The sequence below is a fragment of the Streptomyces sp. NBC_00091 genome, assembly GCF_026343185.1.
Taxonomy (GTDB): domain Bacteria; phylum Actinomycetota; class Actinomycetes; order Streptomycetales; family Streptomycetaceae; genus Streptomyces.
The window spans coordinates 2,895,148-2,921,272 of the sequence record NZ_JAPEMA010000001.1 but is presented as its reverse complement, the minus strand read 5'-3'; the positions used below and the strand labels follow the sequence as shown (position 1 = coordinate 2,921,272).

General features: G+C 73.1%; 27 protein-coding genes. 19 read left to right on the top strand and 8 right to left on the bottom strand.

Annotation, left to right across the window (positions count from 1 at the left end):
- The first annotated feature begins 8 nt into the window (after positions 1 to 8).
- From OOK34_RS13540 to OOK34_RS13520, 5 genes are all read left to right on the top strand, one after another.
- A complete protein-coding gene (locus OOK34_RS13540; RefSeq protein WP_267034113.1) occupies positions 9 to 650 on the top strand; it encodes a DJ-1/PfpI family protein in 642 nt (213 codons plus the stop codon).
- Entirely contained in the window at positions 643 to 1,221 is a 579-nt protein-coding gene (locus OOK34_RS13535; protein WP_267034112.1) for a MarR family winged helix-turn-helix transcriptional regulator, read from the top strand. The genes OOK34_RS13540 and OOK34_RS13535 overlap by 8 nt, the downstream gene beginning before the upstream one ends.
- Positions 1,222 to 1,467: 246 nt before the next feature.
- Positions 1,468 to 3,096: a serine/threonine-protein kinase gene (locus OOK34_RS13530; RefSeq protein ID WP_267034111.1), complete on the top strand. Its 1,629-nt coding sequence runs from the start codon at positions 1,468 to 1,470 to the stop codon at positions 3,094 to 3,096.
- Positions 3,097 to 3,240: 144 nt separating this feature from the next.
- A complete protein-coding gene (locus tag OOK34_RS13525; RefSeq protein WP_267034110.1) occupies positions 3,241 to 3,579 on the top strand; it encodes a nuclear transport factor 2 family protein in 339 nt (112 codons plus the stop codon).
- Positions 3,580 to 3,584: 5 nt separating this feature from the next.
- A complete protein-coding gene (locus OOK34_RS13520) occupies positions 3,585 to 4,223 on the top strand; it encodes a LysE family translocator (RefSeq protein WP_267034109.1) in 639 nt (212 codons plus the stop codon).
- A gap of 19 nt (positions 4,224 to 4,242) precedes the next feature.
- On the opposite strand, the gene OOK34_RS13515 is transcribed toward OOK34_RS13520, so the two are convergent.
- Complete coding sequence (locus OOK34_RS13515) at positions 4,243 to 4,722, bottom strand: HIT family protein (RefSeq protein WP_267034108.1); 480 nt, start codon at positions 4,720 to 4,722, stop codon at positions 4,243 to 4,245.
- Between the two features lie 249 nt (positions 4,723 to 4,971).
- On the opposite strand from OOK34_RS13515, the gene OOK34_RS13510 reads away from it, so the two are divergent.
- The 9 genes from OOK34_RS13510 to OOK34_RS13470 all read left to right on the top strand — a co-directional run bounded on the left by OOK34_RS13510 (position 4,972) and on the right by OOK34_RS13470 (position 13,597).
- Positions 4,972 to 5,901 (top strand): alpha/beta hydrolase, encoded by a 930-nt coding sequence (locus OOK34_RS13510; RefSeq protein ID WP_267034107.1) that lies wholly within the window; start codon positions 4,972 to 4,974, stop codon positions 5,899 to 5,901.
- Positions 5,894 to 7,102 (top strand): acyltransferase, encoded by a 1,209-nt coding sequence (locus tag OOK34_RS13505; RefSeq protein ID WP_267034106.1) that lies wholly within the window; start codon positions 5,894 to 5,896, stop codon positions 7,100 to 7,102. The genes OOK34_RS13510 and OOK34_RS13505 overlap by 8 nt, the downstream gene beginning before the upstream one ends.
- Before the next feature lie 10 nt (positions 7,103 to 7,112).
- Positions 7,113 to 8,420 (top strand): sensor histidine kinase, encoded by a 1,308-nt coding sequence (locus tag OOK34_RS13500; protein WP_267034105.1) that lies wholly within the window; start codon positions 7,113 to 7,115, stop codon positions 8,418 to 8,420.
- Entirely contained in the window at positions 8,417 to 9,088 is a 672-nt protein-coding gene (locus OOK34_RS13495) for a response regulator transcription factor (RefSeq protein ID WP_267034104.1), read from the top strand. Before OOK34_RS13500 ends, OOK34_RS13495 begins: the two co-directional genes overlap by 4 nt.
- Positions 9,089 to 9,175: 87 nt before the next feature.
- Entirely contained in the window at positions 9,176 to 10,498 is a 1,323-nt protein-coding gene (locus OOK34_RS13490; RefSeq protein WP_267034103.1) for a sensor histidine kinase, read from the top strand.
- Positions 10,495 to 11,154, top strand: a complete 660-nt coding sequence (locus OOK34_RS13485) for a response regulator transcription factor (RefSeq protein ID WP_267034102.1) — start codon at positions 10,495 to 10,497, stop codon at positions 11,152 to 11,154. Before OOK34_RS13490 ends, OOK34_RS13485 begins: the two co-directional genes overlap by 4 nt.
- 72 nt (positions 11,155 to 11,226) lie before the next feature.
- Positions 11,227 to 11,769, top strand: a complete 543-nt coding sequence (locus tag OOK34_RS13480) for a GNAT family N-acetyltransferase (protein ID WP_267034101.1) — start codon at positions 11,227 to 11,229, stop codon at positions 11,767 to 11,769.
- 99 nt (positions 11,770 to 11,868) lie between these two features.
- Positions 11,869 to 12,324: a zinc-binding dehydrogenase gene (locus OOK34_RS13475; protein WP_267034100.1), complete on the top strand. Its 456-nt coding sequence runs from the start codon at positions 11,869 to 11,871 to the stop codon at positions 12,322 to 12,324.
- Between the two features lie 31 nt (positions 12,325 to 12,355).
- Positions 12,356 to 13,597 carry a cytochrome P450 gene (locus OOK34_RS13470; RefSeq protein ID WP_267034099.1) on the top strand — a complete coding sequence of 414 codons (1,242 nt, stop codon included), beginning with the start codon at positions 12,356 to 12,358 and terminating at the stop codon, positions 13,595 to 13,597.
- A 40-nt stretch (positions 13,598 to 13,637) separates the two neighbouring features.
- On the opposite strand, the gene OOK34_RS13465 is transcribed toward OOK34_RS13470, so the two are convergent.
- On the bottom strand, positions 13,638 to 15,212 hold the full coding sequence (locus OOK34_RS13465; protein WP_267034098.1) for an ABC transporter permease: 1,575 nt from the start codon (positions 15,210 to 15,212) through the stop codon (positions 13,638 to 13,640).
- Positions 15,209 to 16,108: an ABC transporter ATP-binding protein gene (locus OOK34_RS13460; protein ID WP_267034097.1), complete on the bottom strand. Its 900-nt coding sequence runs from the start codon at positions 16,106 to 16,108 to the stop codon at positions 15,209 to 15,211. Before OOK34_RS13460 ends, OOK34_RS13465 begins: the two co-directional genes overlap by 4 nt.
- Before the next feature lie 75 nt (positions 16,109 to 16,183).
- Between OOK34_RS13460 and OOK34_RS13455 the strand changes: the two genes are divergently transcribed.
- On the top strand, positions 16,184 to 16,663 hold the full coding sequence (locus tag OOK34_RS13455; RefSeq protein WP_267036728.1) for a GbsR/MarR family transcriptional regulator: 480 nt from the start codon (positions 16,184 to 16,186) through the stop codon (positions 16,661 to 16,663).
- A gap of 52 nt (positions 16,664 to 16,715) precedes the next feature.
- Here OOK34_RS13455 and OOK34_RS13450 read toward each other — a convergent pair whose 3' ends face one another.
- Positions 16,716 to 17,534, bottom strand: a complete 819-nt coding sequence (locus OOK34_RS13450; protein WP_267036727.1) for a diacylglycerol kinase — start codon at positions 17,532 to 17,534, stop codon at positions 16,716 to 16,718.
- A gap of 184 nt (positions 17,535 to 17,718) precedes the next feature.
- On the opposite strand from OOK34_RS13450, the gene OOK34_RS13445 reads away from it, so the two are divergent.
- The 3 genes from OOK34_RS13445 (at position 17,719) to OOK34_RS13435 (ending at position 20,397) form a co-directional block, all read left to right on the top strand.
- Positions 17,719 to 19,002 carry an adenylosuccinate synthase gene (locus OOK34_RS13445; protein ID WP_267034096.1) on the top strand — a complete coding sequence of 428 codons (1,284 nt, stop codon included), beginning with the start codon at positions 17,719 to 17,721 and terminating at the stop codon, positions 19,000 to 19,002.
- 189 nt (positions 19,003 to 19,191) lie between these two features.
- A complete protein-coding gene (locus tag OOK34_RS13440; RefSeq protein WP_267034095.1) occupies positions 19,192 to 19,821 on the top strand; it encodes a DUF6879 family protein in 630 nt (209 codons plus the stop codon).
- Between the two features lie 87 nt (positions 19,822 to 19,908).
- Positions 19,909 to 20,397, top strand: a complete 489-nt coding sequence (locus OOK34_RS13435) for a carboxymuconolactone decarboxylase family protein (RefSeq protein WP_267034094.1) — start codon at positions 19,909 to 19,911, stop codon at positions 20,395 to 20,397.
- A 21-nt stretch (positions 20,398 to 20,418) separates the two neighbouring features.
- Here the strand turns inward: OOK34_RS13435 and OOK34_RS13430 are convergent, their stop codons facing one another.
- Positions 20,419 to 22,047, bottom strand: coding sequence for an ADP-ribosyltransferase domain-containing protein (locus OOK34_RS13430; protein WP_267034093.1), 1,629 nt, complete (start codon positions 22,045 to 22,047; stop codon positions 20,419 to 20,421).
- Positions 22,048 to 22,215: 168 nt separating this feature from the next.
- Here OOK34_RS13430 and OOK34_RS13425 point away from each other — a divergent pair, with 168 nt between their 5' ends.
- Positions 22,216 to 22,893 (top strand): macro domain-containing protein, encoded by a 678-nt coding sequence (locus OOK34_RS13425; protein ID WP_267034092.1) that lies wholly within the window; start codon positions 22,216 to 22,218, stop codon positions 22,891 to 22,893.
- A 36-nt stretch (positions 22,894 to 22,929) separates the two neighbouring features.
- On the opposite strand, the gene OOK34_RS13420 is transcribed toward OOK34_RS13425, so the two are convergent.
- The 3 genes from OOK34_RS13420 to OOK34_RS13410 all read right to left on the bottom strand — a co-directional run bounded on the left by OOK34_RS13420 (position 22,930) and on the right by OOK34_RS13410 (position 26,011).
- Positions 22,930 to 23,805, bottom strand: coding sequence for a S9 family peptidase (locus OOK34_RS13420; RefSeq protein WP_267034091.1), 876 nt, complete (start codon positions 23,803 to 23,805; stop codon positions 22,930 to 22,932).
- A gap of 171 nt (positions 23,806 to 23,976) precedes the next feature.
- Positions 23,977 to 25,170, bottom strand: coding sequence for a kynureninase (kynU, locus tag OOK34_RS13415; RefSeq protein ID WP_267034090.1), 1,194 nt, complete (start codon positions 25,168 to 25,170; stop codon positions 23,977 to 23,979).
- Complete coding sequence (locus OOK34_RS13410; protein ID WP_267034089.1) at positions 25,163 to 26,011, bottom strand: tryptophan 2,3-dioxygenase family protein; 849 nt, start codon at positions 26,009 to 26,011, stop codon at positions 25,163 to 25,165. Before OOK34_RS13410 ends, kynU begins: the two co-directional genes overlap by 8 nt.
- Between the last annotated feature and the right edge of the window lie 114 nt (positions 26,012 to 26,125).

Below are 26,125 nucleotides of genomic sequence, written 5' to 3'. Positions count from 1 at the left end.
CGAGCACCATGAGCGAGATCTTTGTCGAGACCCCCGCCAAGCCCGTCCACCTCGCGGTCTACGACACGTACGCGGACTGGGAGACCGGCCACACCACCGCGCACCTCGCGCAGCGCGGCCACCGGATCCGTACGGTTGGCTTCGCCGCCGGAACGCCGGTCACCACGATGGGCGGGGTCCGCGTCCTGCCCGACCTGTCCCTCGCCGACCTGCGCCCCGAGGACTCGTCTCTGCTGATCCTGACGGGCGCCGCGCTCTGGGACTCGAGCGACGAGCTGGCCCCCTTCGCGGCCAAGGCCCGCGAGTTCCTGGCGGCCGGAGTGCCGGTCGCGGCGATCTGCGGGGCCACGGCGGGCCTCGCCCGGGAGGGCCTGCTGGACGGGCGCCCGCACACCAGCGCGGCCTCGTTCTACCTCGCGGAGCAGCCGGGGTACGGGGGCGCGGGGCAGTACGTGGAGGCCGACGCCGTCACGGCCGGCGACCTGATCACGGCGGGCCCGACGGAGCCGGTCGCCTTCGCGCGGGAGGTCTTCGCCCGGCTGGGCGTGTACAAGCCGGACGTCCTCGACGCGTGGTACCGCCTCTTCCACGACTCCGACGCGAGCGCGTTCCCGGTCCTGATGGCGGCCGCGGAAGCCGGCGATGCCTGACCCGCGCCCCCGGGACGCCGGGGAAGCGGAACCTGCGGAGCCTGCGGAGCCCGCAGGTTCCGCAGAGCCCGCGGAGCCCGCGCCGGGGGCGCTCTCCGTACGGGCGCAGCAGGACCTGCTGAGCCGCACCGCGCTCGGCGTCTTCCAGCTGAACGGCCAGTTCCTCTCCGTCTCCGAGGAGCTGGCCCGCCCCGCCGGGCTGACGGCCGCGCGCTGGCAGGTCCTGGGCGCGGTACTGCGGGAGCCGCTGCCGGTCGCGGGTATCGCCCGGGCCATGGGGATCACCCGGCAGAGCGTGCAGCGCGTGGCGGACCTGCTGGCGGCCAAGGGCCTCGCGGAGTACGTCCCGAACCCGGCCCACCGCCGCGCGAAGCTGCTGCGCCCGACGGAGGAGGGCCGCGCCGCGATCGCCCGCATCACCCCGGGCCACGCCGCGCTGGCCACCCGCCTGACGGCGGCCCTCGGCGAAGCCGCCTTCGCCGAGACGGCCCGCGCCCTCGAACGCCTCTCGGCGGCCCTCGCCACGATCGCCGCCGAGGCCCAGGACCCGCCGGCCCCGGGCAGCCCCTGAGGCTCCGCCACGAGCCGCCGCCCGCCGCGCCCCCGGCCCGGCAGGCCGCCTCGTCGACCGCCTTCCTCGCGGCGGTCGCGGTCGTCGTCGCCGCAGCGGCGGGCGACACGGGCCGCCGGGGGCAAGGGTGCGCGCCTTGCCCCCGGCCCCGTCAACGCCCGGCCAGGGCAAGGCCCTCCCCCCGCGGAGCACACCGCACTACGCTCGGCCCGTCCGGTCAGCCCAGGGGGAAGGGACCACCCGGCGATGGAACCGCTGCACCCGAACGACCCGCACCACATCGGCCCGTACCGCCTCCTGTCCCGCCTCGGGGCCGGCGGCATGGGCCAGGTCTACCTCGCGCGCTCCGACCGCGGCCGTACCGTCGCGGTCAAGCTCGTCCACCCCGGCCTCGCCGTCCGCGAGGAGTTCCGGTCCCGGTTCCGCCAGGAGGTCGCCGTCGCCCGGCGCGTCGGCGGCACCTGGACCGCGCCCGTCCTCGACGCCGACACCGAAGCCGGGACCCCGTGGTTCGCCACGGGCTACGTCGCCGGGCCGAGCCTGCGCCAGGTCGTGGCCCGCGACTTCGGCCCGCTCCCCGCCCGCACGGTACGGATCCTCGCCGCCGGACTCGCGTACGCCCTCCAGGACATCCACCGGGCCGGGCTCATCCACCGCGACCTGAAGCCCTCCAACGTGCTGCTCACCATCGACGGCCCCCGCGTCATCGACTTCGGCATCGCCCGCCCCCTGGAGGACCCCGCCGACGGCCTGACCCGGCCCGGGGAACTCGTCGGCTCCCCCGGGTTCATGGCCCCGGAGCAGGTGCGCGGCGAAACGGTCACCCCGGCCTGCGACGTCTTCTGCCTCGGCGCCGTCCTGGCGTACGCGGCCACCGGGCGGCTGCCCTTCGGCGACGCGGAACACCCCGGCGGGGCCGCCGGGCTGCTGCTGCGCATCGTCGAAGCGGAACCCGACCTGGGCGGCGTACCGGTCGAGCTGCGTGATCTCGTCGCGGACTGCCTGCGCAAGGATCCCGCCGCCCGGCCGGACCCGGAGGCCGTCCTGGCCCGGGTGGGGGCGGGCGACACGGTGGCTGACGGACGGGCCCTGGAACCCTGGCTTCCGACGGCGCTCGTGGCCCAGCTGGGCCGGCAGGCCGTCCAGCTCCTCGACCGCGAGGACCCCGGCCCGGGCCCGGACCGCACTCCCCGCCCGGCTCACGCTCCGGCGGCGGACCCCGCCACCCTCGCCGCCCCCGCCCCCGCCGCCCCGGCGGCGGCTTCCGGACTCCCCGCCCCCGTCTACCCGTACGAGCCGCCGCCCGCCGCGCCCCCGGCCCGGCCGGCCGCCTCGTCGACCGCCTTCCTCGTAGCGGTCGCGGTCGTCGTCGCCGCAGCGGCGGGCGGCACGGTGTACGCGGTGATGGGCAAGGACCCCGCGCCCCTCCCCCCGCCGCCGGTCGCGGTCCCCACCGACCCGTCCGGATCGGGCTCCGGACCCGGACCCGGCTCCGGATCCGCTTCCGCACCCGCCGCGGGGGGCCCGGGGAGCCCGGGGAGTGCGACCCTGGCGGGCCGGCTCCCCCAGTCCTACGCCGGCGCCTGGCGGGCCGCCTCCGGCTCCGCCGACTGGCGCCTCACCCTCACGCCGGGCGCGGTCGGCGACCCCGTGATGACCCTGCGGGTCGAGGACCCGGGCTACTCCTGCGCCTGGCGGGCCACCCTGCGCAGCGGCCCCGATCCGGTGGAACTCAACGCCTCCACCGTCACCTCCGGTGCCCCTCCCACCTGCACCCCCGGCGGCTGGAGCCGGCTCCGGCTGCTGCCCGACGGGAGCCTGCGCCGCGAGCTGGACGGGGGAGCCAATCCCCCTCTCACGTATTACAGGGAGTAGTCAAAAGGTGTTTGTGTCGAAGTCAATAAGCCTGAAAGCAAAGCTTGTTGCGTACGACAGCCCCATCGCACACTGCGGCACATGGAGCCCTTGAAGGTAGTGGCACGGCTGTGAGAGCGGATCGAGGCACGAGACTGGGACGGCGTGGCCGCGCTCATCGCCGAGGACGCGGTCATCGAATGGCCGGTCAGCGGCGAACGCATCGTCGGCAGGGCCAACTTCATCGCCGTGCTCAGTGACGAGGGGACCGGCACCGACGAGCGGTCCATCGGCGCGGTCGAGGTCCTGCGCATCCTCGCGGACGGGGACCTCGTCGTCACCGAGGTGGAGATACCCGAGGACCACGTCCTCTACCGGGCCGTATCACTGTGGACGGTGCGGGACGGGGAGGTCGTCGGCGCCCGGGAGTACTGGACCAGCCCTGGACAGGACCCTGCGCCCCACTGGAGGGCCGTTTACGTCGAACCCCTGGTGGCAGACTGAGCCGTGTGCTCACGCAACTCGTCGCGGCGACCGGCGTCCTGGCCCTGCTGACCCTCGTGCCCGGGCCCGACATGGCCATCGTGACCCGGCGGGCCGTCTCACGGGGACGGGCCGACGGGCTGCGCACCGTCGGCGGGATCGCCGCCGGTCTGCTGCTGTGGGGCACGCTCACGGTGGCCGGGCTCGCGGCGCTGCTGGCCGCCTCGGCCGAGGTATACCTGGTGGTCAAGCTCGCGGGGGCGGCGTACCTGTGCCTGCTCGGCGTCCAGTCGCTGCGCCGCCCGGGCGCCGGGGCGGCCCCGGACGACGCCCCTGCGGCGGGTGGCGGTACCGCACGCGGCCGTTCGGGCGGGAGCGCCTGGCGCACCGGGCTGGTCAGCAACGCCCTCAATCCGAAGATCGCCGTGTTCTACACCGGTCTGCTGCCCACGCTCGCACCGCCCGGCCTGCGCCCGGCGGTGGGGATGGCCCTCCTCGTCCTGGTGCACGTCCTGCTGACGCTGGCCTGGCTGGGCACGTACGTCTACGTCCTGTCGCGCGCCCGGCGGTTCTTCGCGCGCCCTCGCGTCCGCCGGACGATGGACCGGGTGACGGGCGTCGTCCTGATCGGCTTCGGGGTGCGGGTGGCCACGTCCACGGCCTAGCCGCCGCGGGGCCGGCCGACTACCCGAGGAGCCGGTCGAGTTCCTCGGTGAGGGCGCCCCGCAGCCCGTCGTGCCGGGGCGCCAGCGCGTGGCGTTCGCCGCGCCAGCACTCCTCGTCCTCGTAGCGCCAGACCGGCATCCGGACGAGGTCCGCGGGTTCCCAGTCGTAGCGGGGCCAGATGTGGGCGTGCAGGTACGGGTCGGTGTTGCCCAGGATCTCGATGTTCACGCGGCGGAAGGCCGGGTCGAGCCGCGCGCAGGCGCGCTCGACGGCCTCGGCGAGCCGCTCCAGGTCGGTGAGGTACGCGATCCGGCGCGCCGGGGGCAGGTCCGAGAGCCGGGTCACGGCGGGATCGTCGGTCAGCAGCACCGCGTACCCGGGCAGGAACTGCCGGTCCCCGATGACCGCGAATCCGGAGTCGAGGCGGCGCAGGACGGTGGGGTTCTCGCCGCGGTGCGCGCTGCCGATGCGGTCGTCTCGCCAGTCGATCTCGTTCATTCCCGGACCCTAACCGATCTCTGACGTGGCCTCATCGGCCCGGATTTGGCCCTTCCCGATCGCGACGGGTGCTCGCGATTCGGTGGAGACCTGCTGGCAACTGACTCTCAGGTACTGCCGGTCATACCTGAGAGCTACCTCTGAAGCCCGCTCCGCAGCGTGACGCCGACGAGGGGGGCGGATTCCTAACTTCGATACCAGAGCGGGCGCCTGCCCGCCGGAGTCGAAGGACAGGAAGAGGAACACGACATGAGCACTGGCAGCCGCTTCCGCCGCACCCTGCTGGCCGGCCTCGTCGCCGCGGCCGTCGTGTTCCCCGTGTCCGCCGCCGCGTCCCCGCGGATACCGGCGCCGGCTCCGGCGGTCCTCTCCGGGTCCGCCGGCCTGCAGAGCCGGTACGACGCCGGCCTCGCCGGTATCGCCGAAGCCGCCCGGGCGGCGCAGGACTCGGGCCACGCCGGCCGGGCCGCGAAGCTGGGGACGATGGCGGAGCCCGGGGCGCAGTTCCTCACCTTCGACGGCCGCGGCCAGGGCCGCGCCATAGAGGTGTTCGGCGATCTGGGCACCGCGGACCGGGTCGCCGTCCTGGTGCCCGGATCCGATACGAACCTGGACACCTACCAGCGCTTCCGCGAGGGCGCGCTCAGCCTTCAGCAGCGGCTCCAGGCCGGGCATCCGCGCTCCGCGGTGGTCGCCTGGCTCGGGTACGACACCCCGGGCACGGTCAGCACCACGGTCCTGACCGCCGACCGGGCCGACCGGGCCGCAGCCGAACTGGGGCCGTTCCTCTCCCGGTTGCGGGGCTTCACCCCCGCCGATGCGCGGATCTCCCTGCTCTGCCATTCGTACGGTTCGGTGGTCTGCGGCCGTACCGCGACCGGCCCCGGGGTGAGCGACATGGCCCTGTTCGGCAGTCCGGGCACGGGAGCCGACTCCGCGGCGGACCTGCCGACCACCGCCCGGGTGTGGGCCGGGCGGGGCTCCGGGGACTGGATCGGCGAGGTCCCCCACATCCGGCTCGGCGGGATCGGTTTCGGTACCGATCCCGTGGATCCCGCCTTCGGCGCCCGGGCCTTCGCGACGGGCTCCGCCGGGCACAGCGACTACCTCAAGCCCGGTACCGAGTCCCTCGACAGCCTGGCCCGCATCGTCACCGGCACGGAGGCCCCGCATGCGTAGGCTCCACGGCCGCTGGTCGGCCCTCGCGGAGCGCGTCGACGGCGCGACCCCGGCGGACCGGGACCAGTCGGTGGACGCCCTGCGGGCCCTCGCGATCCTCGGGGTGGTGCTCGGGCACTGGCTGGTGACCGCGCTGACCGGCAGCGAAGGCGGCCTGCGCGGTACGAGTCCGCTGGCCCACATGCCCTGGCTGGCCCCGCTCTCCTGGGTGCTCCAGACCCTGGCCGTGTTCTTCCTCGTCGGCGGCCATGTCGCGGCCCAGGGGTACGTGTCGGCGCGGGCGCGCGGGGTTTCGTACCGGTCCTGGGCCGGGCAGCGGCTGGGGCGGCTGTTCCGTCCCGTGGCGGCGGTGCTCGTGCTGTGGGGCGTGGTCGCGGGCGGACTGCTGCTCGGCGGGACGGAGCTGGACACCGTCCGGACGCTGCTCAGGCTGGTGTGGTCGCCGCTGTGGTTCCTGCTGGTGTTCGCCGCGCTCACCGCCGCGACCCCGCTGGTGGTCCGGCTCAGCCCGCTGTGGCCGGCGGCCGTGGTGGCGGGGGTCGATGTGTGGAGGTTCGGCTTCGGCGGGCCCGAGTGGATCGGCTGGGTCAATGTCGCCGCGGGCTGGCTCGTCCCCTACACCCTGGGCGCCGCCTGGGCCCGGGGTGCCTTCGGCCGGCGCCGTCCGGCGCTGCTCCTGCTGGGCGGCGGAGCGGCCAGCGCCGCCGCGCTGGTCCTGTGGGGCGGGTACCCGGCGTCCATGGTGGGGGTGCCCGGGGCCGCGGTCTCCAACCTGAACCCGCCGACGCTGGCCGCCGTCGCCTTCGGCCTGGCCCAGTGCGGGCTGGCCCTGCTGCTGCGCGAGCCGCTGGCCCGGGCCATGCGCCGGCCCCGGACCTGGGCGAAGGTGGCGCTGCTGAACCTGTCCGCGATGACGGTCTTCCTCTGGCACCAGACCGCGATGATGGCCGTCACCGCCCTGGGGCTGCTGGTCGCCCCCGACCTGCCCGGGCTGCACACCGTGCCCGGCTCGGCTGGCTGGCTAGCCGCCCGGGTGCTGTGGTTCCCGGTGTTCGCGGCCGCCCTGGCCGTCTGCTGGGCCGCCTTCCGCGTATACGAGCAGCCCCGGTCCGCGCGGGCCCGGCGCGCCGCGCGTACCGGTCCGGCGCCACAGGTCCCGCGCCCGCTGCGCGCCCGCGGCGAGGAGACGGCCCGTGCCTAGGCTGACCCGTGTGACCCAGCGATCCGTCCCCCCGGCCGAACCACCCGCCGCCGCCCCTGGCCGTGCCCTGCTCGACGAGCTGTTCACCCTGCGGCGGGACCCCCTCCCGAGGATGTCCCGCCCCCGGTGGCTGGCCCGGCTGCCGCACGTGGTGGTCCTGTACCTGGCCGTCTTCCTCGGCTTCATGACCAACCAGCAGCTCTTCGACCACTACCACGTCACCGGCGGCCCGCCGCTGGTCATGGCCCTCCTGACCGGGCTGTCCATCGCGCTCGCCCTGTTCCGCCCGATCGCCGCCTGGTGGCTCGGGCTGATCACCGCGGGCCTGATCGCCGGGGCGATAGCCCCCCACACCTGGCAGGGGCAGAGCTGGCCCTGGCTGCCCTCCGGGAGCATCGCCTTCTCCCCGGTGATCCTGCTGGCCGCGCTGCGCGTTCCGCCCCGGGTCACCGCCGTGGTCGTCGGACTGCCCATCGCCCTCACCGGCCTGGCCGTGCTCTTCAAACCACTGGACAGCACGGGCACCTTCTTCGCCTCCACCCTCCTCTTCGGCATCGCGGGTCTCCTCGGGTACGCGCTGCGCGCGGTGCGGCTGGCCCGCGGCCAGCTCGTCGCCCAGGAGACGCTGACCGAGGAGGAGCGGGCCCGGCGGACCCTGCTCGAGGAGCGCAGCCGCATCGCCCGCGAGCTGCATGACGTGGTCGCCCACCACATGTCGGTCATCTCCATCCAGGCGCAGGTCGCCCCGCACCTGGTGGAGAACCCTTCCGAGGAGCTGAAGGAGAACCTCGCCGGCATCCGGGAGAACGCCCTGGAAGCCCTGACCGAGCTGCGCCGGGTCCTGGGGGTGCTGCGTTCCGAGCAGCCGGAGGATCCCGCCAATCCCCATCATCCGCAGCCCACCCTCGCCGAGCTGGACGGCCTCGTGGACAACGTGCGGGGTGCCGGGCTGGACGTCACCACCGAGGTGGCGGGCGCGCGGCGGGCGCTGACCCCGGGCGTGGAGCTCACCGCCTACCGGATCGTGCAGGAGGCGCTGAGCAACTGTCTGCGCCACGCCCCCGGTTCGCGGGTGGAGGTGGGCATCGCCTACGGGCCGCGCGAGCTGCACCTGTGCGTGGCGAACTCGGCACCGACCCGCTCCGCCCCGCCCTCGCCCGGAGCCGGGCACGGGCTGCTCGGCATGCGGGAGCGGGCAGGCATGCTGGGGGGCGAACTGGCTGCCGGCCCGCGCCCTGACGGCGGGTACGAGGTGAGCGCCGTGCTCCCCCTGGACCCGCCGGGCGGTTCCCCCTCCGAGACGAAGAAGGACGTATGAGCACTCCGATCAGGGTGATGATCGCCGACGACCAGATGATGGTCCGGCAGGGCTTCACCGTGCTCCTGAACGCCCAGCCGGACATCGAGGTGGTCGGCCAGGCTGTCGACGGCGCCGATGCCGTGGAGAAGGTCGCCGAACTCGCCCCGGACGTGGTCCTGATGGACATCCGCATGCCGGGCATGGGCGGCATCGAGGCGACCTCCGTCATCACGGGCACCGCCGATTCGGCGGTGAAGGTGCTGGTGCTGACCACCTTCGACCTGGACGAGTACGTGTACGAGGCGCTGCGCGCGGGCGCTTCCGGCTTCCTGCTGAAGGACGCCTCGGCCGATCAGCTCGCCGAGGCGGTGCGGGTGGTCGCGGCCGGTGAGGCCCTGCTGTCGCCGAACATCACGAAGCGGCTGATCACCGAGTTCTCGCGGATGGGCGCTCCCCGGGCGCCGTCCAGGGCCCGGATCGAGGAGCTGACGGAGCGGGAGACGGAGGTGCTCTCGCTGATCGCCCAGGGCCTGTCCAACGCGGAGATCGCGGCGCATCTGGTGGTGGCCGAGCAGACGGTGAAGACCCATGTGGGCCGGATCCTGGTGAAGCTGGGCCTGCGGGACCGGACCCAGGCCGCGGTGTTCGCCTACGAGACGGGGCTGGTCCGTCCGACGGGCTACTGACGGCCCCGTGTAGTACCTGAGGGGGAGGCCGTTAAATCCCCTTCAGCGGCGACGCGGTCCAGGGTGGCCCCGGCCTACGGTTTGGACATGACCGAGACGACCACCGGGGCGACCCCCCGGCCACCCGAACTGCGGCTGGCTTCGGGATTGATCCAGAGCCTGCGCGACGACCTGATCACCGATGCCTTCGCCTACCGGCCGCTCGCCCCCATGCGTACGGACGGGCCGGTGACGCGGCGGCTCCCCCAGGGGATACGGCCGAAGGCGGCCTATCTGCCGCATGCGGTGGTGGTGTTCACAGCGTTCTGCGTGACCGTGCTCGCGAGCGCGGACAACCTGTACGGCGGCCCGCCGCTCCAGTTCCTGGTGATGGGGCTGCTGGCGGCGGGGCCGGTGCTGATGACCCTGGTGCGCCCTGTGGGGGCGTTCTGGACGGTGCTGGCCGTCACCACGGCGCTGTCGCTGTTCGGCGACCGGACCATGACCTGGCCCTGGTCGCCGAGCACCTTCCTCGCCTGTCTGGCGGTCATGACCTTCGTGGCGATGCGGGTCCGGCCCCGGGCAGCCGCCTGGATGTGGGCCATCAACCTGCTGTACGGGACGGTCCTGCCGTTCCTGGTCGGCGATGGCGGCAATGTCGCGCCGATGGCCTTCTTCTCGGCGGTGGCCCTGCTGGCGGTGACCGTCCGCAACACCCGCAAGGAGGCCCGGCGGGAGGTCATCGCGCAGCAGGAGGTGACGGCGGTCGAGCGGGACCGGCGGACCCTGCTGGAGGAGCGGACGACCATCGCGCGGGAGCTGCACGACGTGGTCGCGCACCACATGTCGGTGGTGGCGATCCAGGCGGAGGCCGCGCCGTACCGGGTGAAGAATCCGCCGCCGGAGCTGGAGGCGGCCTTCGTCACCATCCGGGAGAACGCGGTGGCGGCCCTGACGGAGCTGCGCCGGGTGCTGGGGGTGGTGCGGTCCGCGGACTACGAGGCGCCGGATGCTCCGCAGCCGACGCTGGCCTCGCTGGACGGGCTGCTGGCCAATGTGCGGGAGGCGGGGCTGAGTGTGGACAAGACCGTCACGGGTGCGGTGCGCGAGCTGCCGCAGGGCGTGGAGCTGTCGGCGTACCGGATCATCCAGGAGGCCCTGAGCAATAGCCTGCGGCATGCTCCGGGGGCGGTGGCCGGGGTGGAGGTGTCGTATGTGCTGGGCGGCCTGGGGATACGGGTCGTCAACGGTCCGGCGGTCGGGGATGTCCGGCCTTCGCCGGGGGCCGGGCACGGGATCACCGGGATGCGGGAGCGGGTGGCGATGCTGGAGGGGGAGATGACGGCCGGGGAGAGCGCCGCGGGCGGGTACGAGGTGGCCGTGTTCATACCGGTGCGCAGCCGGCCGCAGCCCGAGGAGGAGCCGGCATGACGATCCGGGTGCTGATCGTCGACGACCAGATGATGGTCCGCGAGGGGTTCTCCGTCCTGCTGAACGCGATGGAGGGCATGGAGGTCGTCGGGGAGGCGGTCGACGGCCGGCAGGCCATCGCACAGGTGGCAGCCTTGCGGCCGGACGTGGTGCTGATGGACATCCGGATGCCGGAGATGAACGGCCTGGAGGCGACGCGGCAGATCGTGGCGGCGGACACGGACGCGAAGGTGCTGGTCCTGACGACCTTCGACCTCGACGAGTACGTGTACCAGGCGCTGCGGGCGGGGGCGTCCGGCTTCCTGCTGAAGGACGCCTCCGCCCGGCAGCTGGCGGAGGGGGTACGGGTGGTGGCGGCCGGGGAGGCGCTGCTGGCCCCGTCGGTGACGAAGCGGCTGATCACCGAGTTCTCGAAGCTCTCGGAGGCGCCGCGGGCGGCGGATCCCTCGGGAGTGGCGGAGTTGACCGAGCGGGAGACGGAGGTGCTGGTGCTGATCGCGCAGGGCCTGTCCAACGTGGAGATAGCGGACCGGCTGCTGGTGGCCGAGTCCACGATCAAGACGCACGTGAGCCGGATCCTGGTGAAGCTGGGCCTGCGCGACCGGACGCAGGCGGCGGTGTACGCGTACGAGACACGGCTGGTGACACCGGCTTAGGCGGCGTCTCGCCGATCGAGGCCTTGATCTATTGGGTTGCCGCCGTCCGGCGCGGTCGGATAGGAAGCCTGCATGCTAAAGGGCAACACGGTCGGGCTCAGGGCCCGGCACGAGGACGACATCCCGATCCTGCACGCCGGTCTCCACGAGGACGTGGTCAACGCCTCGCGGGCCACCGGCCGGCCGTGGCGGCCGATCACGCCCGGCTCGAAGGACTCGCAGTTCGTGGTGGACGACAAGGAGCAGGGCCTCGTCTCCTTCTCCGTGGTGGAGCTGGACGGCGGCGCCCTGGTCGGCACCGCGAACCTGTGGGACATCGACAACCACAACCGGTCCGCGCACATCGGGCTGGGGCTGCTGCCGTCCTCCCGCGGCAAGGGCTACGGCACCGACGTGGTCGCGGTGCTGTGCCACTACGGTTTCGTCGTGCGCGGCCTGCGGCGGCTCCAGATCGAGACGCTGTCGGACAACCCCGCGATGCTGCGCTCCGCCGAGCGCAACGGCTTCGTCCGTGAGGGCCTGCTGCGCTCCTCGGCCTGGGTGATGGGCGAGTTCCTGGACGAGGTGCTGCTCGGGCTGCTCGTCCAGGACTGGAAGCCGGACCCGAAGGGCTAGACAGCCGCCCGCCGGGGGGGTGAGGGCGTCGAGCAGGCCGGGGAAGGCCTGGTCCATGTCGGTGCGGCGCAGGGTGTTCATGCGCGAGGTCCCGGCGTAGTGCTGCCCGAGCGGCTGCTGGACGAGGGGGCGGCCGAGGTGATCGTCTCGGACGAGGAGGACGTGGCGGGGCGGCTGCTGGAGCTGACCGGCGGCCGGGGCGCCGAGTTCGTCTTCGACGCCGTCGCCGGACCGGGCGTGGCCGAGCTGGCCCGCGCGGGCGCCCCCGACGGGACGCTGTTCCTGTGGGGCGGGCAGAGCGGACGGCCCACGCCCTGTCCCGGCTTCGATCTGGGCATGCCCGCGCTGAACATGCGCGCCTACACCATGCTCGAGATCACCAGGGATCCCCGGCGCATGCGCCGCGCCACGGCATTCATCACCTCGGGCCTGCGCACCGGGTTCCTGCGCCCGGTGGTGGACCGCCTCCTGCCCCTGGAAGAGATCGCGCAGGCCCACCGGCACATGGAATCCAACACCCAGTTCGGCAAGATCGTGATCACCGTGCCCCACTGACGCCCCGTGAGGAACGGCCTAGGCTGCGGGGATGCGTTTTGATCCGTGGGATGCCGCCTTCGTCGCCGATCCGTACCCCGCCTACCGGGAGTTGCGGGAGCAGGGGCGGGCCGTGTGGTGCAAGGCGACGGGGCAGTGGCTCGTGTCGCACTACGCCGATGTGAGCGCGCTGCTGCGGGACCGGCGGCTGGGGCGGACCTACCTCCACCGCTTCAGCCACGAGGAGTTCGGGCGGCAGGCTCCGCCGCCCGAGCACGAGCCCTTCCACGTCCTCAACGGCAACGGCCTGCTGGATCTGGAGGATCCCGCGCACGCCCGGGTGCGGCGGCTGGTGGCGAAGGCGTTCACCCCGCGCACGGTGGAGCGGCTCGCGCCGTCGGTCGAGCGGCTGGCCCGGGAGCTGGTGGGCGGGCTGCGGGCCGCCGGGGGCGGGGACCTGCTGACCGCCGTCGCCGAGCCGCTGCCGGTGGCGGTGATCGCCGAGCTGCTGGGGATCCCGGAGGCGGACCGGGGGCTGCTGAGGCCCTGGTCGAAGGACATCTGCGGGATGTACGAGCTGCGGCCGGACCCGGAGACGGCGCGGCGGGCGGTGACGGCGAGCGTGGAGTTCAGCGCGTACCTGCGGGAGCTGATCGCCGAACGCCGCAAGCAGCCCGGCGCGGATTTGATCTCCGGGCTGATCGCCGCCCACGATGACGAGGGCCGGCTCAGCGAGCAGGAGATGATCTCCACCTGCGTCCTCCTGCTGAACGCCGGGCACGAGGCGACCGTGAACACCACGGTGAACGGCTGGTGGGCCCTGTTCCGCAATCCCGCGCAGCTCGCGGCCCTGCGCGCGCACCCTGGAGCGGCGGATCCGGAAAAGTTGTCCACAGCTGTGGATGAACTGATGCGCTACGACACGCCCCTCCAGATGTTCGAGCGCTGGGTGCTCGACGACATCCGCGTCGGGGACACCGTCATCCCCCGCGGCGCCGAGGTCGCGCTGCTCTTCGGGTCCGCGAACCGGGACCCCGCGCGCTTCGAGGACCCGGACGCGCTGGACCTCGTACGGGCCGACAACCCGCACCTGACCTTCGGCGCCGGGATCCACTACTGCCTCGGCGCGCCCCTGGCCCGGCTGGAGCTGGCGGCCTCCTTCGGGGCGCTGCTCGACGCCGCCGCAGGGCCGCCGATGCGGCTCGTACGGGAGCCGCAGTGGCAGGAGGGCTACGTGATCCGGGGTCTGCGGGAGCTGGTGGTGGAGTTCGACGTACGAGAGGGGGCCTCGTGATCCACACGGCGGTATCCCGCCCCCTCGACGGAACCCCGCGCTAGCCGGCCAGGTCCCGGCGGCGCAGGGCCGTCAGGCCGCCCGCCGCCAGGGCCGCGGCCAGGGCGGTGAGGGCCGCCGGCGCGGCCCAGTCGGGGGAGGCGGGGCCCGGCAGCCGGGGCAGGTGGGTGAAGGGCGACAGGTTCATGACCGCCTGGGGGAGGTCGAGGGCCGGGCCGATCCAGCCGAGGGCCAGCGCGGTACCGGCGACGGCCCAGGCGGCGACCGCGTACCTCGGGGCCGCCCCGTGCAGCAGGGCGGCCAGGGCTCCGAGCAGCCACACCGCCGGGAGCTGGGCGAGGCAGGCTCCCACCGTCGCGCCGAGGTCCCTGCCGTGGCCGATGCCCAGCCCGAGCCCCGCCAGCAGCAGGATCAGCGCCGATCCGCCGAAGGCGACGGCGAGGTGCCCGCCGGCCCAGCGCAGCCGGCCGACGGCGTTCGCGAGCAGCGGTTCGGCGCGCTGCGCGGACTCCTCGGCGTGCAGCCGCAGCACGGAGGAGACGACGTACAGGGCGGCGAGCATGCCCAGCAGCCCGGCCATCGCGGCGAGGAAGGCCTCGGTGAGCCCGCTCTGGCCGCCCATCCGCTCGATGATCTGCCGGGTCTTCTCGTTGCCGCCGACCACATCGGCGGCTCCGTCGGCCATGCCGCCGAAGACGACGCCGGCGATCAGGAAGCCGGCGCTCCAGCCGAGCACGCTGCCGCGCTGGAGCCGCCAGGCCAGCGCGCCCGCCGTCCCGAGGCGTCCTTCGGCGCGCCCGGGCCGGCTCGGGAGGAAGCTCATGCCGAGGTCGCGGCGCCCGGCCAGCAGGTGGGCGGCGCCGGTCAGCAGCGCCACACCGGCGGCGAACAGCCCGAGCACCCACCAGCGTTCGCCCGCGAAGGCCCGTACGTTCTCCAGCCAGCCGAGCGGCGAACTCCAGGTCAGGGCCGACGCGCCCCGCGGCGTTCCGGCGTCGCCCGCCGCCTTCAGGACGAACGCGGCGCCCAGCACGGCCGCCGTGAGCCCCTTCGCGGCCCGGGCACTCTCGGTCAGCTGGGCGGCGACGGCCGCGACGGCGGCGAAGAGCAGCCCGGTGCCGGCGATGCCGAGCCCGAGCGCGAGGGCCCCGGCCGTGCCCTGCCCCGCGAGCCCGCCCGCGACGAGCAGGGCCACGCACCCGTTGGCGACGAGCGCGGCGCACAGGGCCGCGACCAGCGGGGCCCTGCGGCCGACCACACCGGCGGAGAGCAGCTCCTGGCGGCCCGTCTCCTCCTCCTCGCGGGTGTGCCGGACGACGATCAGCAGGCTCATCACGGCCGCGAGCACCCCGCCGAAGACGCCCATGCGCCAGGCGGCCATGGCGCCGAGGGAGTCCGCGAAGACCGGCCCGTACAGGGCGCGCATCGAGCCGTTGGCATTCATCGAGGCGGCGGCGCCGGCCCGTTCGGCGGCGGTGGTGTACACGCCGGCGAGGGAGCGGGGCATGCTCGCCACGAGCAGGCCGGTGACCAGGACCCAGACCGGCATCAGCACGCGGTCGCGGCGCAGGGCGAGGCGCAGCAGCGTCCCGGTGCCGGCCAGCTGTCGGTTCATCGTCCGCTCACCGCAGAGGTGGTGTAGTGGCGCAGGAAGAGCTCTTCGAGGGTGGGCGGGGTGGAGGTCAGCGAGCGCACCCCCGAGGTGGTGAGGGAGCGCAGGACGGCGTCCAGCTTGTCGGTGTCCGCCTGGAGGGTGACCTTCAGGCCCTGCACCCGGACGTCGTGGACGCCGGGCAGGTGCGCGAGGCCGTTCGGCGGTCCGGCGAGTTCGGCGGTGATCGAGGTGCGGGTGAGGTGGCGCAGTTCGGCGAGGGTGCCGCTCTCCACGGTGCGGCCGGCGCGGATGATGCTGACCCGGTCGCAGAGGGCCTCGACCTCGCTGAGGATGTGCGAGCTGAGCAGGATGGTGCGGCCGGCGGCGCGGGCCTCGGCCACGCAGCTCTGGAAGACCTCCTCCATGAGGGGGTCGAGGCCGGAGGTGGGCTCGTCGAGGACGAGGAGTTCCGCGTCGGAGGCGAAGGCGGCGACGAGGGCGACCTTCTGGCGGTTGCCCTTGGAGTACGTACGGCCCTTCTTGGACGGGTCGAGTTCGAACCGCTCGATCAGCTCGGCCCGCCGGGCGCGGTCGAGGCCCCCGCGCAGGCGCCCGAAGAGGTCGATGACCTCGCCGCCGGAGAGGTTGCGCCAGAGGGTGACGTCGCCGGGCACGTAGGCGATGCGGCGGTGGAGGGCGACGGCGTCGGCCCACGGGTCGCCGCCGAGGAGGGTGGCGGTCCCGGAGTCGGCGCGCAGCAGGCCGAGGAGGACCCGGATGGTGGTGGATTTGCCGGCGCCGTTGGGGCCGAGGAAACCGTGGACCTCGCCGGTCGTGACCTCGAGGTCGAGGCCGTCCAGTGCGCGCGTGCGGCCGAATGCCTTGTGGAGTCCGGCGACGCTGATTGCCTTCGTCATGTTTCCGAACGTACGCTACTTTCACAAATTTGTGAAGCTCGGGAATCGCGTAAAATCCGAGGGGTGGACACACCGATGGACGTACGGGACGAGGAAGCGGTCTCCCGCTTCGTGGAGCGGTTCGCCGCGCAGCTCACCGAGGCGGGCATGCAGCGCATGGCCGCCCGGGTCTTCGCGCGGCTGCTCGCGAGCGACGGCGGCGCGATGACCTCCGCCGAGCTCGGCGAGGCACTGCGGATCAGCCCGGCGGCGGTCTCGGGCGCCGTCGCCTACCTGACGCAGGTCAGCATGGTCAGCCGGGAGCGCGAACCGGGCTCCCGGCGGGACCGCTACGTCCTGCACAACGAGCTCTGGTACGAGACCTTCACCCGCCGGGACCAGGCACTCACCCACTTCGAGAAGACCCTGCGCGAGGGCGCGGCCGGGCTGGGCACCGACACCCCGGCGGGGGCGCGGGTCGCGGAGACGGCGGCCTTCTTCGAGTTCCTCCAGCACGAGATGCACGGCCTGATGGACCGCTGGCGCGCCCACCGGGCCACGCTGGACCTGGCGTAGCCCCCGGCCGTGCCCGGTCCGGCCGGGCACGGCCCGGCCCGGGGGGCGTGCGTCAGTCGGACCCGCGCGGGAGGGTGAGGGCCCAGGCGGCGGCGTGGCGGGTCCAGGTGCGGCGGCGGACCGGGCCGGCCAGGGCGTGGTCGGCGCGGTAGCGGAAGTCCGCCCCGGACACCGTCACCACCTCCGCCGGCTGCGTCAGCGGCGGCGCGCCCGACAGCCGGACCACCACCTCCGCCGGACCGGCCCCCGCCCCGGCCGTCCGCACGGCCACGTCCTCCACCGGGTGGTCCACGTCCGCCAGGACCACCCCGTCCACCTCCACGCGCAGCCGGTGCACCGGCCCCGCCGGCGCGCCGGACGCCGCCGGGCTCGGCAGCAGCGTCCGCAGCAGCGACCGGTAACCCCCGCCACGCCGTACGGCCGACGCCGGAGGGCTGATCCGCAGCCCGCCCAGCACCACCCCGTCGCTGTCGTCCACCAGCAGGTCCCGCGGGTGCGTCACCCCGTCCAGCGCCGCCCGGGCCGCCAGCACCGCCGACAGCGGCACCCCGAGCGAGCGGGCCAGCGCCAGCGACCCCGGCGGGCCCACCGGGACCAGCGAGACCACCCCGTCGCCCAGCCCCCGCTCCCGGTGCAGCAGCCCCACGGCCCGCACCAGCGCCCGGTCGTCGCCCACGATCACCGGCCGCCGATGGCCCCGGCGGGCGAGAGCCCGCGCAAATTCCTCCTGCGAATCCGGGAGGCAGATTTTCGCCGCGGCTCCCGCTGACAACACATCCTTCGCGATTCGCACGGACTCGCCGTCAAGACGGCGGGCGACCGGGTCGACGAGCACGAGCAGACCGCCTACCGGCGCGCCCGCATGGCTCATGGTGGGCTCTGGAGCCGACACCTCGGTCCTTCCTCGGGTAGCATCTTTGTGCAAGAGGCCCTTGCGCTATTGCGCCAGGGCCTTCGTCTATTCCGGGGCACCGGTCCGACGGCTCAGCCTGCGGTGTACATCGTCGTACGCCCCCTGACCTTGGACATGCCCCATCCGGAAGAGGTGTACGCCTGTGCCCGCTCTTGTGCTGCTCGGAGCTCAGTGGGGTGACGAGGGCAAGGGAAAGGCCACCGACCTGCTCGGTGGATCCGTTGACTATGTGGTGCGCTACCAGGGCGGCAACAACGCCGGCCACACGGTCGTCGTAGGCGACCAGAAGTACGCACTGCACCTTCTCCCTTCCGGCATCCTCTCCCCCGGATGCACCCCGGTCATCGGCAACGGTGTCGTCGTCGACCCGGCCGTCCTGCTCTCCGAGCTGCGCGGCCTGAACGAGCGTGGCATCGACACTTCCAAGCTGCTCATCAGCGGCAACGCGCACCTCATCACGCCGTACAACGTCACCCTCGACAAGGTCGGCGAGCGCTTCCTCGGCAAGCGCAAGATCGGTACGACCGGCCGCGGCATCGGCCCGACCTACGCGGACAAGATCAACCGCGTCGGCATCCGGGTCCAGGACCTGTACGACGAGTCGATCCTCACCCAGAAGGTCGAAGCGGCGCTGGAGGGCAAGAACCAGCTCCTCGCCAAGCTGTACAACCGCCGCGCGATCGACGCCTCCGCGATCGTCGAGGAGATGCTCCAGTACGCGGACCAGATCAAGGGCTACGTCGCCGACACCACCCTGATCCTCAACAACGCGCTGGACGAGGACAAGGTCGTGCTCTTCGAGGGCGGCCAGGGCACCCTGCTCGACGTCGACCACGGCACGTACCCCTTCGTCACCTCCTCGAACCCGACCGCCGGCGGCGCCTGCACCGGCACCGGCGTGGGCCCGACGAAGATCAGCCGTGTCATCGGCATCCTCAAGGCCTACACGACCCGCGTCGGCGCGGGCCCGTTCCCGACCGAGCTGTTCGACGAGGACGGCGAGGCCCTGCGCCGCATCGGTGGAGAGCGCGGTGTGACCACCGGCCGTGACCGGCGCTGCGGCTGGTTCGACGCCCCGATCGCCCGCTACGCGACCCGCGTCAACGGCCTGACGGACTTCTTCCTCACCAAGCTGGACGTGCTGACCGGCTGGGAGGAGATCCCGGTCTGCGTCGCGTACGAGATCGACGGCAAGCGCGTCGAGGAGCTGCCGTACTCGCAGTCGGACTTCCACCACGCGAAGCCGATCTACGAAACCCTCCCGGGCTGGTCCGAGGACATCACCAAGGCCAAGACCTTCGCCGACCTGCCGAAGAACGCGCAGGGGTACGTGAAGGCCCTGGAGGAGATGTCGGGCGCCCCGATCTCCGCGATCGGCGTCGGCCCCGGCCGCACCGAGACGATCGAGATCAACTCGTTCCTCTAAGCGGCACATCCCGGCACATCCCTCCGGGGAGCACCGCCCGAAGGGGCGGGGAGCGCACCGCGCACCCCGCCCCTTCGGCGTACCCGGGCGCGCCGCGGACAGGATTCCCGAGACCCGCGCGAACGCGTACCGCATCCACGCGATCACGTTCGGTACAGTCGTGGCATCTCACCCAGGCTGGGGATTCAGATGCACGATCTCCGCGCGCCGGCGCTCCCGGCGAACCAAGGCGAACCACTCGGCGCCTACGCCTACACCGAAGACCTCCGGGCCCGCCGCGCGGCCGTCCGCAACGGCGAGTCCTGGCGGCTGGAACGGCTCCAGCACTTCGAGGAGACGGACGACCCCACCCGGGAGGCACTGCGCCGGGGCGACTGGCGGGAGGTGCTCCGGCTGATCGAGGCGGAACGCATCGCCGCGCGCCGGGCCGCCGACGACGACAGCCGCAACGGCTCGCCGCTGCGCCGGCTGCGGGTGGTGGAGGAGCCGCTGTCCCCGTACGTGCAGTGGCAGCTGCACTGGCTCCACATGCGCGCCGAGGCCGGGCACCACACGCGGGTGCTGTCCGCCGAGGAGTTCTCCTTCACCGAGGCGGCCGACGGCGGGCCGTTGCCCGAGATCGTCATCGTCGACGGACACGTCCTGTACGAGGTCCTGTACACCCCCGTCGGCGTCCACGCGGGCGCCCGCCGCTACGAGGACCCGGCGGTCGTCAGGCCCTGGGAGGTCTACCTGAAGCGTGCCTACGCGATGGCCGAGGACGTGCGGACCTACTTCACCCACACGGTCGCCCACCTCCCGCCGCCCCCGGCGGCGTGACGGCGAAAAAAAACTTTCCCGGACCTGTCACATCTCCTCGCTCCCCTGGGTCAGTGCTGTGAAGACACCGACTGAAGGAGAGCAGCCATGACGGACACCTCGATCTCGCGGATGCCCAACCCGGGCGAGTTCGTTCCCGAGCTGGGCGACATCAGCGCCGCCCTGTTCCGGGCCACGGGCAACCGCTCGGTCCCGCGCAGCACGATGAGCCTCGTCCACCTCCGCGCGGGCCAGATCGTCGGCAACACCTACCTGACCGTCCTGAACACCGCCTTCCTCCGCAAGGCGGGCGTCTCCGAGGAGCGCATCACCGCCGTCTCCTCCTGGCAGGACGCACTCTGCTTCACCGACGCCGAGCGGGCTGCCCTCGCGCTGGTGGAGGCGACCCTCCAGCCCGCCCCGACCGGCAAGGAGCGCGTATCCGACGAGCTGTACGCGGAGGTGGCGAAGCACTACGACCAGAAGGCCCTGGCCACCCTCACCATCGCGATCGGCCAGATCAACTTCTTCATCGCCCTGGCGGTCATCGGCAAGCCGGCCCCGGTCACCTCGCTGGCCGACGAGCAGTGGGACTGAGCGGCCGGCCCGCGCGTCGGCTCAGGACACCAGGGTCTGGTCCTCCAGTTCGGTCAGCCGCACGGTGCACAGGCCGCCGCGCTCGGTCTTCACGTCCGTCACCTTGAGCTGGGTGCCCGGCGAGAGGATGAACTCCTCCTCCTCGGTGAACGCGGAGAAGTCGCGGATACCCACGGCCCGGGCGGGAACCACCTCGAAGAGCGTCCGCTTGCCGCGGCTGCCGAGGAACGCCCGGGCGACGCTGAGCTTGGGCGTGCAGGAGGACACGCCCCACCAGGTCACGGTGCGGCCCAGCGGGTACTGCGCCCGCAGGTCCAGCGACACCCCGCGCCACAGCGGTTCGGTGCGGGCGGGGAGCCCCGAGACCGCCGAGAACAGCAGCCGCAGGTAGGGGAGGTACGGCACGAGCCTGGCCCGGTCCGGGGAGCGCAGGACCGAGTTGATCTCCCGGTAGAACGCCGACTCGCAGGTGTAGAGGTAGAGGGCGGCGATCGCGTCGGCCGACAGGCCGCCGGACGCTTCGTCCGCCCGCCTCTTGCCGAACTCGTGCGACCGGCTGACGTGCCGGTCGAGGCCGGACAGCAGCTGGGCGACCGGCGAGACGGCGTCCTGGAACTCCATGAGCGGGGTGTCGAACACACCGGTGATCGCGGGGAGGACGAGGCCCTCGTCCTTGACGCTGGAGAGGCGCTCCAGATACAGCTGGTGCAGCTCCATGGTGGACGCGATGAAGGCGCCCATGCGCGCGGCGACCTCGCCGTCGCTCCCGCCGGCCTCCGCCGGGAGCTCGTTCCACCCCTTGCTCGGGAGCCAGTCGATCGGGTCGGAGCCCAGCGACGCGAGGGCCTCGTTGACCATCGCGAAGTGGTCGCCCTCGCAGAAGATGTCGCCCTGCGCCGCGGGATTGGCGTGGTCGATGTGCCGGACCTCGACCCCGGGGTACTTCTTCTGGAGTTCGAGGACGACCTTCTTCAGATTGCGGGCGTGGGCCCCCCACCAGGCGAAGACCACACCGCGGTCCTCCTCGTCGGCGTCCTGCTTGGCCTTGAGGATCTCCTCGACGATCGTCTCGGCGACCGGACGCCAGAAGGCGGTGTGCGGATCGGCTCCTCCCCGCGTCCCGTCGCTGCTGGCGGTGAGCGCCGCGTTCAGCAGCAGCACGCCCTGCGTGAGCATCGCCTGGAACCACTCCGGCGGCTGGACGGTGTCCTGCTCCTTCAACAGCGCGCGGATGTCGGCGATCGGGGTCTTCTTGGGGATTCCGTACTTCCACATCGCCGCGGCCTTGATGATGCAGCGGATGCTGACGACCCGGCCGAACTGGCTGTCCTTCCAGTCGTGGAAGGTGTTGTCGAACATGGCTATGCCGGTGGCGCTCTCCGGCCGCGGATAGGGGTTCTGGCCGAAGACGACGACCTTCCACTTGTGCGGCGGATGGGGCTTGAGCGCCTGGAAGGTCAGTTCGCGGACCGGGACGACCTCGGGACTGCGGCCCGTACCGATGAAACCGGCCGCGTTCGGCTGGGCCTCGATGACCGGCTTCAGCAGCGGGAGCCACGGCTCGCCGCCGCCTTTGAACAGCTCGGCGAGGGCCAGCGGGTCATGCGCGTCGGGCTGGTCGGGACTGGTCTGGGAGTTGGCGTCGCTCATGGTGGAGGCACTCCGGATTCGAACCGTACTGATGGACTGCCAGCAAGCTAACAACGGCCACTGACAACGGTGACGAGGAGTCATGCCGCCCTGCTCACGGCCCGATTGTCAGTGGGTCCCCCTAGCGTGGTGGGAGTGGGAAGGACCCCTTTGCGATGGGAGTGGACGATGACCGTGGACCGAGTGCAGCCGGCGCTGAGGGTCGTACTGACCGACATCAACGCCGAAGTGGTCGAGGCGTGGCGGGCGGCGTTCGCCGACACCCCGGAGATCGAGATCCGCCGGGGGTCGATCCTCGACGAGGACGTCGACGCCTGGGTCAGCCCGACCAACTCCCGGGGCCGGATGGACGGCGGGGTCGACGCCGCCGTCAAGCGGCACCTCGGAGCCGGCATCCAGCTGCGCGTGCAGCGGGCGATCCGGGACCGCTTCGCGGGGAGCCTCCCGGTGGGCAGCGCGGTGTGCGTGCCGTCCGGGGCGGTCAGCCCGCGGTACCTGATCTCGACGCCGACGATGCGGACCTCCTCGCAGAACGTCAGCGAGACCCTGAACGTAGCCCTGGCCTGCGCCGCGGCCTTCCAGGCGATCCACCGGCAGAACAAGGAGAAGCCGGGCAGCATCCGCTCGGTGGCCCTGGTCGGCATGGGCGCGCAGACCGGCCGGGTACCGGCGCGGGTGTGCGCGAACCTGATGTGGACGGGCTACACGCTCTTCAACGACCACCACTTCGAGGACTACGACGACTTGCGCAGTACGGTCCTCGCGCAGCTGGACGACATAGAGGCCGCGCCGGCCGGGAAGCGGGTCCGCATAGTCCCGCCCCAGCGCTCCGCCTCCCGCCGCTGACGAGCGGGACGCCCAGGACGGCCGGGACGGCCGGGGCTACCAGGCCAGCTGGGAGATCTCCTCGGCCACCACCGCGCAGGCGTCGGCAGCCGGGTCGATCAGCGGGAAGTGGCCGACGCCCTCGACCAGGGTCAGGCCGACCATCTCCCCCGCCTTCGCGGCGGCGGCCACGTACGACTCCGACACCGCCGGCGGGACCACGATGTCCTCCCGCCCGTGCACGACGGTGGTGGCGATGCCCGTCGGGAGCAGCGCCGCCGGGTCCGTGAAGGGCAGCCGCGCGTCCCAGTGCTCCGGCCCGCCCAGCAGCTGGCCCGACGCGCCGCCGCACACCCCGAGTTCCTCCGCGACCGCGAAGTCCGCGATGGGGGCCAGCGCCACCACCCCGCGCAGCGGCGGCGGGGCGGGGAGCCGCCACGGGGAGCCGTACGGGAGGACGTGCCGCGCCGCCGCCCACAGCGCGAGCTGTCCGCCCGCCGAGTGGCCGGTCACCACGGTCCGGCGGAAGTCGGCGGCGGGCAGGGCGGCCGCGGCCAGCCCGGGCAGGGCATCCATGGCGGCGGCCACGTCGTCGAAGGTCTCGGGCCAGCGCCCGGCCACCGGCCCGTCGGCGTCCTGGTGGGGCAGGGAACTCCCGCGCCGGTACTCGACATTGGCGACGGCGAAACCCCGCCGGGCCAGGAAGTCCGCGAAGGGGGTGACGTGCTGCCGGTCGTAGGGGGCCCGCCAGGCCCCGCCGTGCAGGAGCACGACCAGCGGGGCCGGGCCCGCCGCGTCGCCGCGGGGGGCGTAGAAGTCGACGACCTGGTCGGGGTGTTCCCCGTACGCGGCGCTCACGTCCGGCCCGACCGGGGGGTGCGCGAAGGCCGAGGCGGCCTCGGCGGCGTCCCGTTCGACTGCGGGGTCCGTCATCGGCTCAACCTCTCGGTAACGCGTGGGACAGGGGGGACAGATGTTCCGGTGTTCCGGCAGAGCGGGACCGTATCAGGCTGACACGCGCCACTAGCCGCCGGAACGACTCAGCACGGAGGCGGGCGGAGCCGTAGCCCCGCCCGCCTGGTGGTGTGACGTTTCGCTACCGCGTCACCCGAAAATGTGACCCAGTGTGCGTGCCGCACGCTCCGCGTCGGCGAAACCGACGTAGAGCGGGGTGAACCCGAAGCGCAGCACATCGGGGGCGCGGAAGTCCCCGACGACCCCCCTGGAGATCAGCTCGGCCATCACCTCGCGGGCGTTGTCGGTCCGCAGCGAGACCTGGCTGCCGCGCCGCCCGTGCTCGGCCGGGGTGACCGCCTCGACCTTGCCCTGCGGGACGTACGCCGCCACGCACTCGAGGAAGAAGTCCGTCAGCGCGAGGGACTTGGCGCGGACCGCCTCGATCTCCACGCCCTCCCAGGCGTCGAGGGCCGACTCCAGGGCCAGCATCGACAGGATGTCCGGGGTCCCGACGCGCGTCCGGGCGGCGCCCTGTGCGGGCGTGTAGTCCGGGGTCATCGCGAAGGGCTCGGCGTGCCCGTTCCAGCCGGGCAGCGGGGAGTCGAAGGCGTCCTGGTGCCGCTGCGCCACATAGATGTAGGCCGGGGAACCGGGCCCGCCGTTCAGGTACTTGTACGTGCACCCGACCGCGAGGTCGACCTCGTGCGCGTCGAGCCCGACGGGCAGGGCGCCGGCGCTGTGGCACAGGTCCCAGACGATCAGCGCGCCCGCGGCGTGCGCGGCCGCGGTGAGGGCGGGCAGGTCGTGCAGCCGGCCGGTGCGGTAGTCGACGTGGTTGAGCAGCACCACCGCGGTGTCGGCGGTGAACGCCCCGGCCGCGTCGGCGGGGTCGACCGGGACGAGCTCGAGGCCCGTCATCCGGGCGGCGGAGGCGGCGATGTAGCCGTCCGTCGGGAAGGTGGTGGCGTCGACCAGCATGCGGGTCCGGCCGGGAGCCGCCAGGCGGGCGGCGCCGACCAGGGCCTTGAAGAGGTTGACGCTGGTGGAGTCGCCGACGGTCACCTGGCCGGGGGCGGCGCCGATGAGCGGGGCGATGCGGTCGCCGATCCGCTCGGGGGCGGTCCACCACCGGCTCTCGTCCCAGGACCGGATGAGCAGCTCGCCCCACTGGCGGCGCACCACGTCGGCCACGGCGTCGGGGACGCCCGCCCCGAGCGCGCCGAGGGAGTTCCCGTCGAGGTAGACGACACCTTCGGGGAGGGTGAAGCGCTCACGGAGCTTCGCGAGCCCGTCTTCCGCGTCGAGCTGGGCGGCGCGGGCCTGGAGTATCGGCTCAGACATGGCTGCGGGCCGTCCAGAGCTCGGGGAAGACGTTCTTCGTCGCGCGCTTCTCCAGCCAGGTCACCCCTGCCGAGCCGCCCGTGCCGGTCTTCGCGCCCATCGCGCGGCGCGTCGCGACCAGGTGGTCGTTGCGCCAGCGCCAGACCAGCTCGGCGACGTCCGTCAGGACCTCCCCGAGGCGGTGCAGCTCGGCGTGCTCCCCGGTGGGCTCGGCGTACAGGCCCGTCCAGACCGCCTCGACCTCCGCCGAGGACTCGTACCGCAGGGCGGGGTCCCGGTTCAGGACCGCCTGCGGGACCGGCAGGCCGCGGCGGGCCAGCAGGCGCAGGGTCTCGTCGTACAGGCTGGGCTCCTGGAGGGCCTTCTCCAGCTCCGCGTGGACCCGCGGGGCGCCACGGTGCGGGACCAGCATCGATGCCGACTTCTCACCCAGCAGGAACTCCATCCGGCGGTACATCGCCGACTGGAAACCGGAACCCTCGCCCAGGGCGGCGCGGTACGCGTTGAACTGCGCGGGAGTGAGCTGGGCCAGCGGACGCCAGGAGGCGTTCAGGGCCTCCAGCTCGCGGAGGGATCGTTTCAGCGCGTCCATCGCGACCGGGACCTCGTCCTCGCGCAGGGCGCGGGCGGCCGTCTCCCACTCGTGGACGATGACCGTGAACCACAGCTCCATGACCTGCGTGGTCACCAGGAACACCATTTCGCCGGGGTCGTCCGACCGCAGGTGCTGGAGGTGGGTGAGGACGTCCGCCTGGACGTAGTCCTCGTACGGAGTCGTGCCGGCGAAGTCGAGGTTCGGGGTGTCCGAACCGGCTCCGGAGGCATCAAGGGCGTGCGACATTTCTGTCTCCTCGACACGTGCTTCCGGGTAGCGGTCCGCTCCTTCCGGTGAGGTAAGTGGAGCCCCGGTCCCCTGCCCCGCATCATAAGCAGGGGATCCGGAAGCCCTCTAGGG

What these genes read in the sequence shown, in the direction of transcription:
- OOK34_RS13540 (WP_267034113.1), top strand. Translation starts at nt 9, where the DNA reads ATGAGCGAGATCTTTGTCGAGACCCCCGCCAAGCCCGTCCACCTCGCG.
- OOK34_RS13535 (WP_267034112.1), top strand. Translation starts at nt 643, where the DNA reads ATGCCTGACCCGCGCCCCCGGGACGCCGGGGAAGCGGAACCTGCGGAG.
- OOK34_RS13530 (WP_267034111.1), top strand. Translation starts at nt 1,468, where the DNA reads ATGGAACCGCTGCACCCGAACGACCCGCACCACATCGGCCCGTACCGC.
- OOK34_RS13515 (WP_267034108.1), bottom strand. Translation starts at nt 4,722, where the DNA reads ATGAACGAGATCGACTGGCGAGACGACCGCATCGGCAGCGCGCACCGC.
- OOK34_RS13510 (WP_267034107.1), top strand. Translation starts at nt 4,972, where the DNA reads ATGAGCACTGGCAGCCGCTTCCGCCGCACCCTGCTGGCCGGCCTCGTC.
- OOK34_RS13505 (WP_267034106.1), top strand. Translation starts at nt 5,894, where the DNA reads ATGCGTAGGCTCCACGGCCGCTGGTCGGCCCTCGCGGAGCGCGTCGAC.
- OOK34_RS13495 (WP_267034104.1), top strand. Translation starts at nt 8,417, where the DNA reads ATGAGCACTCCGATCAGGGTGATGATCGCCGACGACCAGATGATGGTC.
- OOK34_RS13490 (WP_267034103.1), top strand. Translation starts at nt 9,176, where the DNA reads ATGACCGAGACGACCACCGGGGCGACCCCCCGGCCACCCGAACTGCGG.
- OOK34_RS13485 (WP_267034102.1), top strand. Translation starts at nt 10,495, where the DNA reads ATGACGATCCGGGTGCTGATCGTCGACGACCAGATGATGGTCCGCGAG.
- OOK34_RS13480 (WP_267034101.1), top strand. Translation starts at nt 11,227, where the DNA reads ATGCTAAAGGGCAACACGGTCGGGCTCAGGGCCCGGCACGAGGACGAC.
- OOK34_RS13470 (WP_267034099.1), top strand. Translation starts at nt 12,356, where the DNA reads ATGCGTTTTGATCCGTGGGATGCCGCCTTCGTCGCCGATCCGTACCCC.
- OOK34_RS13465 (WP_267034098.1), bottom strand. Translation starts at nt 15,212, where the DNA reads ATGAACCGACAGCTGGCCGGCACCGGGACGCTGCTGCGCCTCGCCCTG.
- OOK34_RS13460 (WP_267034097.1), bottom strand. Translation starts at nt 16,108, where the DNA reads ATGACGAAGGCAATCAGCGTCGCCGGACTCCACAAGGCATTCGGCCGC.
- OOK34_RS13455 (WP_267036728.1), top strand. Translation starts at nt 16,184, where the DNA reads ATGGACGTACGGGACGAGGAAGCGGTCTCCCGCTTCGTGGAGCGGTTC.
- OOK34_RS13450 (WP_267036727.1), bottom strand. Translation starts at nt 17,534, where the DNA reads ATGAGCCATGCGGGCGCGCCGGTAGGCGGTCTGCTCGTGCTCGTCGAC.
- OOK34_RS13440 (WP_267034095.1), top strand. Translation starts at nt 19,192, where the DNA reads ATGCACGATCTCCGCGCGCCGGCGCTCCCGGCGAACCAAGGCGAACCA.
- OOK34_RS13435 (WP_267034094.1), top strand. Translation starts at nt 19,909, where the DNA reads ATGACGGACACCTCGATCTCGCGGATGCCCAACCCGGGCGAGTTCGTT.
- OOK34_RS13430 (WP_267034093.1), bottom strand. Translation starts at nt 22,047, where the DNA reads ATGAGCGACGCCAACTCCCAGACCAGTCCCGACCAGCCCGACGCGCAT.
- OOK34_RS13425 (WP_267034092.1), top strand. Translation starts at nt 22,216, where the DNA reads ATGACCGTGGACCGAGTGCAGCCGGCGCTGAGGGTCGTACTGACCGAC.
- OOK34_RS13420 (WP_267034091.1), bottom strand. Translation starts at nt 23,805, where the DNA reads ATGACGGACCCCGCAGTCGAACGGGACGCCGCCGAGGCCGCCTCGGCC.
- kynU (WP_267034090.1), bottom strand. Translation starts at nt 25,170, where the DNA reads ATGTCTGAGCCGATACTCCAGGCCCGCGCCGCCCAGCTCGACGCGGAA.
- OOK34_RS13410 (WP_267034089.1), bottom strand. Translation starts at nt 26,011, where the DNA reads ATGTCGCACGCCCTTGATGCCTCCGGAGCCGGTTCGGACACCCCGAAC.